Genomic DNA, 14,936 nt, shown 5'->3' with positions numbered 1-14,936 from the left:
AAGATATGGCGGAAGAAACCTATTCACCTGCCGATGCGTATCTATTTTATCCTTATCTGGTTTGAATGACATAAAAAAACAGCCTGCCTTTCCCGCTTTCCGGAAGGGCAGGCTGTTTTTTATTTATTTGAATTTTAATGCTCCAGGTGAGTGACAGTAGATTTTACGCGCAGACGGTTCAGCGCCCGGGCCAGGGTGGCCTGGGCCACCTGGTATTCCTGGCGGCTCTTTCGCTGGAGGATGGCCTCCATGGCCTCGTCTGCTTCCCGGCGCGCCCGGGCTGCGTCGATATCCTCCGGACGCTCGGCGGAGTCCACTAAAACCAAAACCTCGTTATTCTCCACCTTTACCATGCCCGGGGACACAGCAGCCGGCTGCACCGGTTGCCCCGGAGCGCGATAGCGCATGGTGCCGGGCAGCACTGCCGCTATCATGCTGCTGTGGTGGGCCAGGATGCACTGCTCCCCATCCGAGGTGGGAATGGTCAGGCTTTCGCAGGGGCCTTCATAGAAGGTTTTATCCGCTGCCAAGATGTGTACCTGAAACGCCTCCATTACAGTTCACCCGCTTCCATTTTCCGGGCCTTTTCCACCACATCCCGCCAAGTGCCTACATTATAGAAGGCGGCTTCCGGGTATTCGTCCAGTTCCCCGTCCACCAGCTTGCCGAAGCTTTCCAGCGTATCCTTTAAGGGTACGTACACGCCGGGGATGCCAGTGAATTTCTCTGCCACATGGGTGGGCTGTGCAAAGAAACGCTGCAGCCGACGGGCCCGGGCCACAATTTTCTGGTCTTCCTCGCTGAGTTCATCCATACCCAAAATGGCAATGATGTCCTGCAGCTCGTTATACTTCTCCAGAATCTCCTGGCATTTCCGGGCAATGCGGTAATGCTCTTTGCCCACTACATCTGCTTCCAAAATGCGGGAGGAGGAAGCCAGGGGATCCACAGCCGGGTAAATGCCCTGCTCGGAGATTTTACGGCTTAAAACCGTGGTGGCGTCCAGATGGGCGAAAGTGGTGGCTGTGGCGGGGTCGGTCAGGTCGTCGGCAGGCACATATACCGCCTGGACGGAGGTAACAGAGCCTTCCTTGGTGGAGGTGATGCGCTCCTGCAGCTCTCCCATTTCGTTTGCCAAGGTGGGCTGGTAGCCCACAGCGGAAGGCATGCGCCCCAGCAGGGTGGAAACCTCACTGCCTGCCTGGACGAAACGGAAGATATTGTCAATGAAGAGCAGCACGTCCTTATGCTCCTTGTCACGGAAATGCTCCGCCATGGTAAGGCCGGAAAGGGCCACCCGCATACGCACGCCAGGAGATTCGTTCATCTGGCCGAACACCAGGGCGGTCTTGTCGGAAACGCCGCTTTCCCGCATTTCCCGCCAGAGATCGTTGCCCTCGCGGCTGCGCTCACCCACGCCAGTGAAGATGGAATAACCGCCATGCTCCATGGCAACATTGTGGATAAGCTCCTGAATGAGCACCGTCTTGCCTACGCCCGCTCCGCCGAACAGGCCAATTTTGCCACCCCGGGGATAAGGCTCCAACAGGTCGATAACCTTGATGCCTGTCTCCAGGATCTCCACAGCCGGGCTTTGCTCCTCAAAGGAGGGCGGGCTGCGGTAGATGCTCTGCACAGGCGTGCCTTCGGGCAGAGGGCCGCCTCCGTCTATGGGCTGGCCCAGGACGTTGAACATGCGTCCCAGGGTAGCCGTACCAACGGGCACCCGGATGGTGTGTCCCGGCACGTCTACCGCAAGGCCGCGCTGCAGGCCCTCGCTGGCGGAAAGCATGATGCACCGCACCCTGTCTTTCCCCATGTGCTGGGCCACTTCCATTACCCGCACTGTGCCGTCCTTTTCCACAGTGAGCTGCTCCCGCAGCCTGGGCAGAGGCCCCTGTATCTCTACATCGACGACGGGACCGGATACCTGCACGATAATTCCTTTTTCCAAATCCCTCACCTTCCCTTCTTTTGGCGCTGGGCCTTGGCCCCGGCAGATACCTCGGTAATTTCCTGGGTAATAGCCGACTGCCGCACCCGGTTATACTGGAGGGACAGCTCTCCCAAAAGCTTCTCCGCATTCTGGTTGGCGCTGTCCATGGCTGTCATGCGGGCGTCCTGCTCGCAGCAGAAGCTGTCGATAAGGGCGCTGTAAATAAACCCGGACACATAGCTCTGCATAATGCTGTTCAGCACTGTGCGGGCATCCGGCAGAAACTCAAAAGGCTCCCGCACAGACTTTTCCTTCTGGGCTGTGTCCACAAAATATGTCCTGTGGAAAGGCAGCAGGCGGTCGCAATGAGTCGTAAAGCTGACGCTGCTCTCCATGTCCGTATATATGATAAATATCTTTTTCAGCTCCCCGCGGTCAAAGCCGTCCAGAAGCAGGGCGCTGATTTCCCTGGCCCGCTGCATGGTGGGGTTCTGGGCGGTATAGAGGAAGCTGTGCTCAATAGGGATGCGGCGCTGCATGAAGAACCTGCGCCCATACTCCCCCACTACAAAAAGCTTTGTGTCGGGGTGCTCCTCCAGAAGGCTTTGAGCCTGCCGGATGGCGTTCTGGTTGTAAGCTCCGGCAAGGCCCTTATCCGCCGTAATGACAAGGCAGCCATAGGTGCCCTCTAAAGACGGGGAACCGTCCGGGGGATAGAAATAGTGGCTGTCCACATCCTTGGCGGTGCGGAAAATGCGCTTTATCTCCCCTTGCAGGGCCTCAAAATAGGGCCGGGTGTTGTCCAGATCCATTCTGGCCCGGCGCAGTTTGGTGGAGGCGATGAGGTACATGGCGTTAGTAATCTTCCTCGTCTCCCGCACGCTTTCAATATGGGACTTTATCTCTTTCGTACCGGGCATACTCAGTTCCCGCCCTTTCCGGCCCGGAATTTCTCCAGGTACTCCTTGGAGAGGGCAATAATCTCCTCCCGGTCATCCTCAAAAAGCTGCCCGGTTTGATCCGCCCTGCGGCAGATGTCCGGGGCCTCTTCCTCCACATAAGCGAGAAGCTTTTCCCTAAACTCGTCCAGCTCCTCCAAACCTACCTCCTGCATGACGTGGGCCATGGCGGCAACCAAAATGATCACCTGCTGGTGCTGGGAGAAGGGGGCATACTGGGGCTGGCGCAAAAGCCGCATCAACCCCTGGCCATAGGCGAGCTGGCGCTTGGTGGCCTCGTCCAAATCGCTAGAGAACTGGGTGAAAACCTCCATCTCCCTGTATTGGGCCAAGTCCAGGCGGATGGCGCCCGCGGCGGACTTCATCGCCTTTGTCTGGGCGTCGCCGCCTACGCGGGACACGGACAGGCCTACGTTGACGGCAGGCCGCTGGCCCGCGAAGAACAGATCGGCCTCTAAGAAAATCTGGCCGTCTGTAATGGAGATAATGTTGGTGGGGATGTAAGCGGACACGTCCCCGGCCTGGGTTTCCACAATTGGCAAAGCGGTCATGCTGCCGCCGCCCAACTCGTCAGACAGGTGGGCCGCACGCTCCAGCAGCCGGGAGTGGAGGTAGAACACATCGCCAGGGTAGGCTTCGCGGCCCGGAGAACGCTCCAGCAAAAGGCTTAAAGCCCGGTACGCAATGGCGTGCTTAGAGAGATCGTCATAGACAATCAGCACGTCCCGGCCCTGGCGCATAAAATATTCGCCTAAAGCACATCCGGCATAGGGCGCGATATACTGCAAGGCGGCAGAGGCTCCGGCAGGGGCGCTGACCACTGTTGTATAATCCATGGCACCCCGGCGGGAAAGGTTTTCCACCAGTTGGGCGATGGAACTGGTTTTCTGCCCGATAGCCACATAAATGCACACCACGCCTTTGCCCTTCTGGTTCAGGATAGTGTCCAGGGCAATGGCGGTTTTGCCTGTCTGGCGGTCGCCGATAATCAGCTCGCGCTGGCCCCGTCCAATGGGGAACATGGAGTCAATAGCCAGAAGGCCTGTCTCCATGGGGGTATTTACAGGCTGGCGCTCCAGAATGCCGGGGGCAGGGGCCTCCATGGGGAAATGGGTTTCCGCCTCAATGTGCCCTTTCCCATCCACCGGAATGCCCAAAGCGTCCACAACCCGGCCCAGAAAGCCATCGCCTACCCGCATAGCGGCGGTTTTCATGGTGCGGCGCACCATGCTGCCGGCTGTTATTTCCTGGCTGTCCCCAAAGAGGATGCAGCTTAAATCGTTTTCCCGTAAGTCCTGCACCATGCCCTTCACGCCGGAGTCAAACACCAGGATTTCTCCGTACTGGGCGTGTTCCAGCCCGCCCACAGTGGCAATTTCGCTGCCTACCGTAAGCACCTCCCCGATTTCCTCAGGGTTTATGGCCGGATCCCACTCCTGTACAGCCTCCCGCATCAGAGGCAGGAGATCATCCTGCCCAGGGCGCAAGGCCCGCAGGTAGTCCTGGAACTGGCGCAGCCTGCCATGTGGGGTCCAGTCATAGATATCGGATCCCACCTGAAGCCGGAACCCTGTGCGCAGGGCGCTGTCCTGCTCCCAGACAACAGGCACCTTGCGCTGGTATTTCTCCAGCAGGAACTGGGTGAAGCGTTTCATCTGTTCCGGGCTGGGCTGCTTGGCACTGCACAGTATAGCTCTCAATTGGCCTCTATCGGCTCTCATTTTCCTTGCCTCCTTCTGCCAGATTCAAGAACTGGTCGAAAGGATCTACATCCGATTTAAAGGCAATCTTTTCAGCCGCCTCGGTTGCCAGCTTTTTCAGTTCCCGCTGAGCTTCCTTCATTACCTTTTCCTTGCTGTGTTCCGCTTCAGACCTGGCCTGGGCCACAATCTGCGCGGCCTGCTTTTTAGCCTGCTCCAACTGCTCCTGGGTGGATTTCTCCACTGCCTGCTGCACCTTGGCCCGGGCTTCGTGAAGCTCTGCCTCCACCCCGTCCAGCTTCTGCTGGTACTGGGCCTTTACGCCTTCGGCCTCCTGCAGCTTCCCGGCAGCCTTCTCCTCCATCTCCTGATAGTGCGCCTGGCGCTTCTCCATAAACTGCTTGACAGGCTTGAACAGAAGGAAATACAGCCCGCCTACCAGGATAGCCAGGTTCATCCAATGCAGCAGGATCTGCTGCCAGTCGATATTAAGTGGAATGTTCGACACGTCTGCCACCTGCCTTTATAGTACGAAGATAATCAGGATAACCACCAGCAGCGCATAGATGATGGCGGTTTCAATGAACACCAGACCCAGCATGAAAGCCGTACGGATTTTGCCTTCAGCCTCGGGCTGGCGGGAAATGCCTTCGGCAGACTTGGCCGTGGCAATGCCCATGCCAACCGCGCCGCCAGCAGCGGCAAGACCTACGGCAATAGCGGCGGCAATCGCTTTAGATCCGATGCTGTTGTCCTGGGCGGCCTGTGCAGGCTCGTCAGCAGGCGCGCCCTCCCCTTCGGCTGCCAGGGCCGGCATCCCGATGCAGAGCATCAGCAGCACTGCAAGCAGCAGCGTGTACAGGACTTTCTTGTGACGGTATAAGGTTTTCATAGTCGTTCTACCTCCATTTATAGGTTTGATTGCAAATATCCTCAGGCGGAAGCCTTTGCCTTCTGTTTCCCCTTTTTCTCCTTATGGGAAGGCTCGGACACTTCGCCGTAATACAGGGCAGTAAGCATAGTGAGCACGTAGGTCTGAATGATGGCATGGAGCAGGGTGAAAAGCACCCCCACCACCACCGGGAGCAGGAAGCTCAGGGTGACGAAATAGTACACCAGCTCCGTTACCAGCAGGCCGGAGAGCAGCGCGCCGAAAAGACGGAAGCTCATAGAGATGGGAAGGGAAAACTCCTTAAGGGTTTTGCCGATTCCCCCCACGCCATTGCCTGCTATGCCGCCGGAGAGGATAACCAGATAGGAGAGCACCCCCAGCGCGATAGCCGCGTTTACGTCTGAAAGCGGGGCCGGCAGGGTGACAGGCTCCCCATGGGCTGTAATAGCCTCAAAGCCCAGCAGTTCAAAGAGCGTCCCCACAAAGATATAAGCCCCCGCGCCAAAAATGTAAGCCCCCAGAAAGCCGTTGCGGTGGGGGCTGTTGGTTTTTGCCATGTTGTCAAACAGGCCCACCGCTTCTTCCAGCACCATCTGGAATTTTCCCGGGATAAGCCGGAACCGGGGAATGGCGAACACCCGGATACAGGCCGCCGCTATCAGAAGGATAGCCGTAACCAGAAAGGCTGAAACAAGCCCCGGATTTATCAGCTTCCCGCCGATGAATGTGATTTGGTTTACGTTGTGCAGTACCGCGTCCCGCATAGCTTCCTGCACGCTCTCCGCCCTGCCGTGAAACCCGGTCAGAAGCGAGGCCGCCAGCAGCAGCAAAACGGCAATAATGCACACCGCCAAACCCTTTTTATGTTTGCCCATTGCGCACTTCCTTTCCGCACAGCCTTTGATGTCCTGCGTGCAGCAGCACCTTCCCGCTGCAAACAGAGGTTCCGCACGCCTGCTGCCTCAGGGGAAAAGGACAGCAGGATGCGCAGGCTGTATTGATACCACAAAAAATTATAGCGCCCTTTAACCCTGATGTCAAGGCAATAGCACCGCCCTGCCCCGCCTCTGCCTGACAAAAAACAGTTCTCATACACGTCTATTTTTGTTCTTTTTTGCGTTTTCCTGGCAAACTGCTCTCCGTGCGGTTTTTGCTGCTGCATTTTCCCGGCAAAGCAAGAACCCGCCCCCTGCCGTATTTGCGGCAAAGGACGGGCTTTCCTGTTCAGGGCTTAGAAGCCGTACCAATCCTATCGGTACAGCTTCTCACTCTCCCCGCACGCGGGCAATAAATCCATAGAGTTCTGTGGCTTCAGCGGCAGGGGATAGCTGGGCATAGGCGTAATACCCCTCCCATGTGAAGTAAAAGCGCCCGCTTTCCCGTATCTCCGGTCGGGAAAGGTATGCCTCCACTGATTCCAGGGTGGCGTCGCGCAGATCCCCAAAGAAATATTCTTCCCGGATTTTGGGGAAAACAGCCATGGACACAGCAGGATCCACAGGGGCTTTTCCCGCTTCCATATCGCCATAGGCCTTGCTCCACCGGCTGGAAAGCCCCCAGGCCCGGGATTGCTCCCGCATCGTCTCCAGAATGGGCCATATCACGTCCTCAGGGGAGGCTTTCTCAGCAAACTGCGCCTCCACCCGGTAGCCGTCCCAAGTGAAATAGATGATATTCCTTCCGGTTCCGGCAGGCACCTGCTGGAAATACCAGGATATGCTTTCCTGGGAAAAATCATGCAAATCCCCTGCGGCCCTGAGCCGGGAAATGGGATCTGGCTGGTTATCCGGGGTTTCCTTATACACTGTCCATTGCAGGAGGGTTCCGGTTACCGTGTCGGAATCATACACACATTGGATGCGCACCGGCTCCCCGTTGAGCAGCAGCACCTCTGCCCCTGCCAGGGGCGGCACCAGTTCCGAATCCTTTTGCTGGGGATAATACCCTGCAAAAGCTTCGGGGCAGGTTTCCAGTTCTGCCCATTCATATATATCTCCGGCTTCCTTTGAAAAGTTCCTGAAATCTGCAGGATGCTGGAAGAAGTGATCCAGCACTTGCAGCAGCATTTCCTGGGGAACGCCTGCGGTGGCCCGAATCAGGCGCCATGCCCCGTCCTTTTGGAATACAAAGAATTTCTGGCTGTCCATCTGGCCCAGCACCGTAATCTCTGTCCCATCCCGGCGCACCACTGTACGGTTCAAGCGGATATAGCTTTCCGGGGAAATGAAATTGGAACGCCCGGCGATTTGCACTCCTATTTCTTCTGTATTCATATTCGCTATCTGATCTGAAACTTCATACCACTCCCAGCGCACCGACAGGCTCTTGGGGGTGCTTCCGCTGTCGTACCAGGCGTGGCAGGTGAAATCCCAGGCGGAATCTATGGAAGGAATATCCCCTTCTTCCTCCAGTTCCTCCTGCCGGGAGCTGAAAGACCTGCTCTCCCCTTCGTCATATCCGAAAAAGGTTCTTGGCAGTTTCTGGAGCTTTTCCCTGTCTGTTTCCTGCTCTTCATGGGCAAAATACTTTTCCAGGGGCAAGTCCGGCATCCATTCCACATACACCGGCTCTATCCCCGGCGCTTTCGGAGAGGGGCTGGGAGAAGGGCTGGGGGACGGCGTTCCTGCCAGGGGCGCTGCAGAGGAGCCCCCTGGCTCCACGCTGTCTCCCTGCCCTAGAAACAGGGGCAGCAGGGCAAGGCTCAGGCATACGGCCCCGGCAGCGCACCCGCCCATAAAGCTCCAGAAAAGCCCCCGGCGGCGCTGGCCTTTTGTCTCTTCCGCCCCGGGAGGATCTCCTGCGGCGGACTGGATAAGTTCTGGGCTTAAAAGCTCCAGCTTGTCTAAAAGCTCCTGTCCTCTCATACGTCATACCCCTCCTTGATTAAGTATTCTTTCAGCCCAGCCCGCACCCGGTGCAGCGTGGTTTTCACCTTGGCCTGGGTAATCCCCATACGCTTTGCCACGCTGGGGACAGAATCGCAGTACCAATACCGCCGCAAAAACATATACCGCTTTTCCTCCGGCAGGCTTTGCAGATAGGACTCCAGCACCCCTGCCAGCAATATGCCGTCCACCTGGCAGGGGGTGTCGGAGGAGCCGGGGATGCACTGCTCCAGCTCTTTTGTCAGGCGGGCGCAAATGCCTGCGCGCTTCTTCCGAGCACGCCTACGGCAGGCGTCCAGTGCCAGATGCCGGGTGATCTTTGCCAGAAAGGCAAAAAGGTATCCCCCGGGCTGGTGGGGCGGAATACTGTTCCAGGCCTGCAAATAGGTGTCGTTCTCGCATTCCTCGGCAGCAGAAGCATCCTGTAAAATGGAATTTGCCAAAGTCCGCAGCCTGCCACCATATTTCCCGGACACCTCCCGCAGCGCCCCTTCGTCCCGCTGCAAAAACAGCGCCACAATGGCTTCGTCATCCATAGTTTCATAACTCCTTTCCCATGGGCTTCAACCCATATAGCGCCTTTTGGGGCAAAAAGGTTACAGGAAAACAAAAAATTTTTGCAGAAAAGAGCGGCCCGAAAACCGGGCCGCTCCGCTGCCTAAAACTTATTTTCCTTCGCTGTAAGCTTTCAGTTTGCGGCACAGCGGGAACAGCACCCCGCCTAAAGCGTTTCCCGCCGTCATGATGCCTATGTACAAGAGGGCATGAAGGCTCCAGGCTCCGCCGGCGGTGAAATAGAACATATTTGCCACGCAGTGCTCCAGCCCTGCCAGCACGAACACCGACACCCCCAAAAGCATGCCCAGATACTTCCCTAGCTGGTGGGGGTTGTTCCGGTAGCTTTCCACCGCAAGGTAGATGAGGATATTGCAGAAAACCGCCAGGATGAACACGCTGAGAGGAGAGTCCTCCAGCTTTGTCCCGCTTAATGCCTGGGCCTTTTCCGCCACAGCGGAAAGGCGCGTCAGCCGCACCGCGCTGCCTGCAAGAAAAGCCCCCGCAAGGTTTCCAAGCCAGATGAGCAGGCACTCCGCCGTATAAGCGGGAGGATTGTCGAACACATAGCAGACCCTGCCGGTGAAAAGCCCCAGCCCCAGGGTGCAAACTGCAAAAAGCCCCACTGAGAACATGACGGCTCCCACTGCCCTGCTTTCGCTGGAGAGAAACACCAGCCCGCCGATGGAAATGGATATCCCGGCTAAAACCGCGTAAACAAAGGCAACAAGCTGCTTCATAGACGTCCCTTCCCCTTTTGTTTTCCCCATTATACCTGACGCCGGGGAAAATTGCAAGGGCTGCCCTAAACCCGCCAAATTTAAGAAATTTACAGAAAACCCGTTGCGGGCGGCGGCTGGGTATGGTATGATAGGCTTGTAGAAAATTGTAGAAGTGTCAACATTATAATGAATTCGGAGGAAGGTACATGGACGTTTTTTCCCTCTTCACCCTGTTAGGCGGACTGGCTTTTTTCCTGTATGGTATGCATGTCATGTCCGCGGGCCTGGAAAAAATGGTGGGCGGCAAGCTGGAACGGGTCTTAAAGTCCATGACCTCCAGCAAATGGAAGGGGCTGGCGCTGGGGGCTGTTATCACCATTGCCATCCAGTCCTCTTCCGCCATGACGGTCATGCTGGTGGGCTTAGTAAACTCCGGCATTATGCAGCTAAGCCAGACTGTAGGCGTTATCATGGGTTCCAACGTGGGCACGACCCTGACCGCCTGGATTTTAAGCGCGGCGGGCATTGAGAGCAGCAGCTTTTTCCTGCGGCTGTTAAAGCCGGAGTCCTTCTCCCCCATTGTGGCCCTTATCGGCGTGCTGCTGATTATGTCCTCCAAGGAAGGCAAAAAGCGGGACGTGGGCACCATCCTGGTGGGCTTTTCCGTACTGATGACAGGCATGAGCTTTATGAGCCAGTCTGTAAGCCCTCTGGCGGATATGCCCATTTTCCAGGACATTCTGGTGATGTTCCAGAACCCCATCGCAGGCATACTGCTGGGCACTGTGGTTACGGGGGTTATTCAAAGCTCGGCGGCTTCAGTGGGCATTTTGCAGTCCCTGTCCATGACAGGCAGCATTACCTATGGCATGGCCCTTCCCATTATCATGGGCCAGAATATTGGCACCTGTGTCACCGCCCTGCTTTCCAGCATTGGCACCAACAAAAACGCCAAGCGCGTTACAGCCGTACATGTATACTTCAATGTTTTGGGTACGGTTATCTGCCTTTCGGGCTTTTACCTGTTAAACGCTTTCATACATTTCGACTTTATAGACTCCCCTATCAACGCTTTGGGTATCGCTATTGTCCACAGTCTCTTTAACCTGCTGACCACCTTGATTCTCCTTCCTTTCTCCAAACAACTTGAAAAGCTGGCAAAAATCACCATCCGGGAGCAGAGCACCAAGGAAGAACTGCTGGACGAGCGCCTGCTGCTCTCCCCCGGCTTTGCCATCGCGGAATGCCGCAACCTGTCTATACACATGGCAAAGGCCGCCCGGGACTCCATGGCAAACGCTATCTCCATCCTCAGCAAATTCGACCAGAAAGTGGCCGACTCCATTACCCAGCAGGAGGAGGAAATCGACCTCTATGAGGATAAGCTGGGCACCTTCTTAGTAAGGCTGAGCAGCAAGGATCTCTCTCCTAAGGACAGCCATGACGTATCCCAGCTTCTCCATGCTATCGGTGATTTCGAGCGCATTGGCGACCATGCGGTGAACATCCTCCGGGTGGCAAATGAAATACACGACAAGGACATCCAGTTTTCCGACAAAGCCCAGGAGGAGCTTCAGGTTATCACCCGGGCTATCCTCACCATCCTGAACCTGACTGTGGAAGCCTTTGAGGAAAACGATCCTGTCATCGCTGCCAAGGTAGAGCCTTTGGAGCAGGTCATTGACGGGCTGAAGCTGGAACTGAAAAACCGGCATATCCGCCGGCTGCAGGAGGGCCGCTGCACTATTGAGCTGGGCTTTGTGCTTACGGATCTGCTGACAAACTACGAACGTGTTTCCGATCACTGCTCCAATATTGCTGTCACTGTTATTCAGATTAAAGATTCTTCCCTGGACACCCATGGGTATTTGAACGAAGTTAAGAACACTGGCAATCCCGCCTTTACCCAGGCCTTTGAAACGTATTCACTGGAATATTTGCTGCCAGCTTCCCCTGCCCCAGAGGGAAAATGACTTGCTTGATAAAATTAAAAATCTCCCGGCACGCCGGGGGATTTTTTGTGGGTATAAATTGCCCGATGCCGTAGTCCAATGCCGCATTGACACTGGATTTCTTGTATAAACCGCCGCCCGGGAGTGGTTCTTACATGAACAAATAAAAATCCCCCGGCGGAGCCGGGGGTATTTCATATGCGGGTATAAACCCTATGCTGCTAGCCACGCGTCACGTCGCGTTGGTACGTTCTGTCACTTGCATAGGTGCTCTCCTCTAAAAACATATTTTTTCTTCCTTCTTCTACTTCTGAGCGTTCCTTATCCTTTGCCTCTGTTTTGATGCTTTTCTTTATCCCTTCTTTTGGTTACTTTTGTATTTTGTTTGTTTCAATTTCCTATTTTCTTTCCTTCTTTCCTATCCACTCTCTTTTTCCTTTACCGTTTTTCTACTGTCCGCCCCTTTTCCGTTGTCCCCATTTCCTCCATGGCTTTTGGGGCGTTTTCCTTTCTACATCATCGGCAGAAGCCTTCTTTTGAACCACTCGCCTAGCGAGTGGTTTTCAGTAGACAAATAAGCCGCTGCTTTTAAAGGGCAGCGGCTTTTTACCTTTGGAAACGCATACATCTTTAACGGCTGCAAGTCCCGCCCGCCGGGGGAGATTTTCATCCCCTGGGAGCCGCATACCCGGCGGGAGGCAGAGGAGCCTCCTGGGGCGGGGGCGGCAAAGGAGCGCTAGGAACAGGCGCTCTGTTTATCTGTACAAACTGCACAGTGGCAATAAAGAGATCCCCGTCTGTACGCACAGAAAACTGGCCTCCGCAAGCCTCTGTAAAGCTTTTGGCAATGGACAGCCCCAGGCCGCTGCCCTCAGTGGTGCGGTTCTGGTCCCCCCTGACAAACCGGGCGGTGAGATCCTCGCTGTCCATAGTAATCTCATTGCGGGAAACGTTGCGGATGCTCACTACCGCACAGCCGTTTTGGCTGGACAGGGACACGTAAGCCCTTGAACCCTCCAGGGCATACTGGTCGCAGTTGCGGATAAGGTTTTGGAACACCCGGTACAGCCGCTGCCCGTCGGCGTGAACCAGCATGGGAACATCAGGGATATCTATGCGCCAGATGAGCTGGGAATTGCGCAGGGTTTCGTCCATTTCCCCAAAGGTCTGCTGCAGGAGCTTTCCAATGTCCAAGTCCTCCATATTTAGGGTAATATTCCCTGTGGCGGCCTTAGACACTTCGAACACGTCCTGCACAATGCTGCTCAGCCTTTCCGCCTTGCGGGAAATAGTGCTGATATAGTCCATTACATGATCCGGCAGATCCGGCTCTTTTTTCAGCAGCTCAATGTAACTGATGATGGAAGTGAGAGGCGTTTTAATGTCATGGGATACGTTTGTGATAAGCTCTACCTTCGTGCGGTCTGCCTTGGTGCCCTCCTCTACGGCCTTTTCTATGCCGGTGCGGATCATATTAAGCTGCATGGCGCAGTCGTAAAGGTTGGAGGTGGGCGGCACGTGATTCACCGCGTTCAGGTTGCCGCCATACATTTCCGTAATCTGGGCCATCAGGGCGTTCCAGTCCTGCAGGTCACGTTTAAGGCCCAGCACATACCAGACGATTGTGCCCACCACCCCGGTAATGGCAAAGACAACAATGCTCACCATCATTGAGCCAAGCACAGGCCCCGCCGCATAGTAGAGATGGTTTGGCGCCCATATCAGCGCCGCTGCCGCCACCGCCAGGATGCCGGCAATCACTCCCAGGGTGGAAAACAGCCGGCGCAGGCTGCGGTGCTCAAAGGTGGTCATGCTCTTATAAGAATTAAGCCATTTCAAAACAGAATGGATGATGTTGTGCCGGAAAAACTGCCTGTTGTATCCAATATCCATACACAGCAGATACAGGCTGAGCACCCACAGGCACAGGGCGAAAACCAGCCCCTCCTCCGTCAGAAACACCATACCGGAAAACAGGATGGCTCCCAAAAGCAGGCATTTAATCTCCACCCACAGTTTCCCCATCCCCTTTGCCATCAGCGCCTCAAACCGCCGCCTGTCCCGCCGGAAGGCAAACACCAGCACCAGGGCTGTGAGCAGTATGGCCAAGGCGCATACAATCTGCACCGTGCGCATGTATATAAGCTCCTCATGCTGCTTTTGGGCATCCATAGCAGCAGCCCAAAGCGTATCATCCTCTTCGGATTTCCCTTCTATGGCTTCTATGACGGCGCCGCCATAGTAAGGGCTGTCGCTTCCGGCAAATTCCTGCAGGTTTGCCGCCGCCCGAGTTTGCAAGTCCGGGTTTGCCAGCACGATAATGGAAAGGACTACCGCAAGGCACAGCCCGCACAGCAGCGCAAGCAGGCACAGCCAGGAAATAAGCCCTTTGAAAATGTTTCCATCAATGCTTTTCGATTTTGTAGCCAATGCCCCATACCACCTTTAAATATTCTGGATCCGACGGGTTTATCTCGATTTTCTCCCGGATGCGCCGGATGTGTACCATCACCGTATTCTCTGTGGAATAGGCAGATTCGTTCCAGATTTTGCTGTATATCTCCTCGGCAGGAAAAATGCGCCCGGGATTGCGCATGAGAAGCTCTACAATCTTCGTTTCCGTTGCTGTCAGCTTGATGGGATCCCCGTCCGCATACAGCACGTGCTCGTCCAGATTAAAGCAAAGCCTGCCGTTTATAATGGTGTTCTCGCTGCTGGAATGAATGTCCCCCAGGCTGGTGTACCGGCGGAGCTGGGACTTCACCCGGGCTGTCAACTCCATAGGGTTAAAGGGCTTTGTCACATAGTCGTCCGCCCCCATGGAAAGCCCTATTACCTTGTCGCTGTTTTCGCTTTTGGCGGAGAGCACAATGATGGGCAGGTTTTTCCGCTCCCGGATTTTCATAATGGCGGAAAGGCCGTCCAGCTTTGGCATCATCACGTCTATGATAATGAGATGGACTTCCCTTGTCAGGGCGATGTCCAGGGCGTCCATGCCGTTATAGGCCTTTAATACAGTGTAGCCCTCGCTTTCCAGGTTCAGGGCAATGGCCCGCACAATTTCCCTGTCATCATCTACCACCAGTATATTCTTGTTTTCCATGGCTTCCATCAAAACACAGCCCCTTTCCGGCGCAAAATGGTCATTTCCACGCAATAGTTCCAGTTTCCGCTTTCAGTCTAAGAGGGAAACCTTAAAAACCATGGCATGAAAACCTTACAAAAATCATACAGTATTTTGTCCCCCATTGCAAGTGCCCCAGGCGGAATACTGTCCAAAGCTCCAGGGCTATCCTCCGCATATCCTCCTGGCCGGGCGTTTTTGCAGACGGAGG

At 55.4% G+C, this 14,936-nt stretch carries 13 protein-coding genes; 1 reads left to right on the top strand and 12 read right to left on the bottom strand.

Annotated features, from left to right (window positions below; all coding sequences use genetic code 11):
- Positions 1-134: 134 nt before the first annotated feature.
- The 10 genes from atpC to D1841_RS01005 form a co-directional block, all read right to left on the bottom strand.
- Positions 135-554, bottom strand: a complete 420-nt coding sequence (gene atpC / locus D1841_RS01050) for an ATP synthase F1 subunit epsilon (RefSeq protein WP_160641287.1) — start codon at positions 552-554, stop codon at positions 135-137.
- Complete coding sequence (gene atpD / locus D1841_RS01045) at positions 554-1,954, bottom strand: F0F1 ATP synthase subunit beta (protein WP_160641286.1); 1,401 nt, start codon at positions 1,952-1,954, stop codon at positions 554-556. The genes atpC and atpD overlap by 1 nt, the downstream gene beginning before the upstream one ends.
- A 5-nt stretch (positions 1,955-1,959) precedes the next feature.
- The gene (gene atpG, locus D1841_RS01040) at positions 1,960-2,856 is read right to left on the bottom strand and encodes an ATP synthase F1 subunit gamma (RefSeq protein ID WP_160641285.1); all 897 of its coding nucleotides are present in this window, start codon (positions 2,854-2,856) and stop codon (positions 1,960-1,962) included.
- A gap of 2 nt (positions 2,857-2,858) precedes the next feature.
- Positions 2,859-4,616, bottom strand: coding sequence for a F0F1 ATP synthase subunit alpha (gene atpA, locus D1841_RS01035; protein WP_160641284.1), 1,758 nt, complete (start codon positions 4,614-4,616; stop codon positions 2,859-2,861).
- A complete protein-coding gene (locus tag D1841_RS01030) occupies positions 4,603-5,103 on the bottom strand; it encodes an ATP synthase F0 subunit B (RefSeq protein ID WP_160641283.1) in 501 nt (166 codons plus the stop codon). The genes atpA and D1841_RS01030 overlap by 14 nt, the downstream gene beginning before the upstream one ends.
- Positions 5,104-5,118: 15 nt before the next feature.
- On the bottom strand, positions 5,119-5,340 hold the full coding sequence (locus D1841_RS19685; RefSeq protein WP_347563924.1) for an ATP synthase F0 subunit C: 222 nt from the start codon (positions 5,338-5,340) through the stop codon (positions 5,119-5,121).
- Between the two features lie 188 nt (positions 5,341-5,528).
- Complete coding sequence (locus D1841_RS01020) at positions 5,529-6,362, bottom strand: F0F1 ATP synthase subunit A (RefSeq protein WP_160641282.1); 834 nt, start codon at positions 6,360-6,362, stop codon at positions 5,529-5,531.
- A gap of 390 nt (positions 6,363-6,752) precedes the next feature.
- The gene (locus D1841_RS01015; RefSeq protein WP_160641281.1) at positions 6,753-8,351 is read right to left on the bottom strand and encodes a hypothetical protein; all 1,599 of its coding nucleotides are present in this window, start codon (positions 8,349-8,351) and stop codon (positions 6,753-6,755) included.
- A complete protein-coding gene (locus tag D1841_RS01010; protein ID WP_160641280.1) occupies positions 8,348-8,908 on the bottom strand; it encodes an RNA polymerase sigma factor in 561 nt (186 codons plus the stop codon). The genes D1841_RS01015 and D1841_RS01010 overlap by 4 nt, the downstream gene beginning before the upstream one ends.
- Before the next feature lie 129 nt (positions 8,909-9,037).
- On the bottom strand, positions 9,038-9,667 hold the full coding sequence (locus D1841_RS01005) for a formate/nitrite transporter family protein (RefSeq protein ID WP_160641279.1): 630 nt from the start codon (positions 9,665-9,667) through the stop codon (positions 9,038-9,040).
- A 188-nt stretch (positions 9,668-9,855) separates the two neighbouring features.
- Between D1841_RS01005 and D1841_RS01000 the strand changes: the two genes are divergently transcribed.
- Positions 9,856-11,622: a Na/Pi cotransporter family protein gene (locus tag D1841_RS01000; RefSeq protein ID WP_160641278.1), complete on the top strand. Its 1,767-nt coding sequence runs from the start codon at positions 9,856-9,858 to the stop codon at positions 11,620-11,622.
- Positions 11,623-12,267: 645 nt separating this feature from the next.
- On the opposite strand, the gene D1841_RS00995 is transcribed toward D1841_RS01000, so the two are convergent.
- Together D1841_RS00995 and D1841_RS00990 are read right to left on the bottom strand one after the other, a co-directional pair.
- Positions 12,268-14,031: a sensor histidine kinase KdpD gene (locus D1841_RS00995; protein WP_160641277.1), complete on the bottom strand. Its 1,764-nt coding sequence runs from the start codon at positions 14,029-14,031 to the stop codon at positions 12,268-12,270.
- Positions 14,006-14,704 (bottom strand): response regulator transcription factor, encoded by a 699-nt coding sequence (locus tag D1841_RS00990; RefSeq protein ID WP_160641347.1) that lies wholly within the window; start codon positions 14,702-14,704, stop codon positions 14,006-14,008. The genes D1841_RS00995 and D1841_RS00990 overlap by 26 nt, the downstream gene beginning before the upstream one ends.
- Between the last annotated feature and the right edge of the window lie 232 nt (positions 14,705-14,936).

Origin of the sequence: Neglectibacter sp. X4, assembly GCF_009917365.1 — a bacterium.
In the GTDB taxonomy this organism is placed as follows: Bacteria; Bacillota; Clostridia; order Oscillospirales; family Acutalibacteraceae; genus Acutalibacter.
The sequence above is the reverse complement of the archived record's forward strand: the minus strand, read 5'-3'. Positions and strand labels throughout refer to the sequence as shown.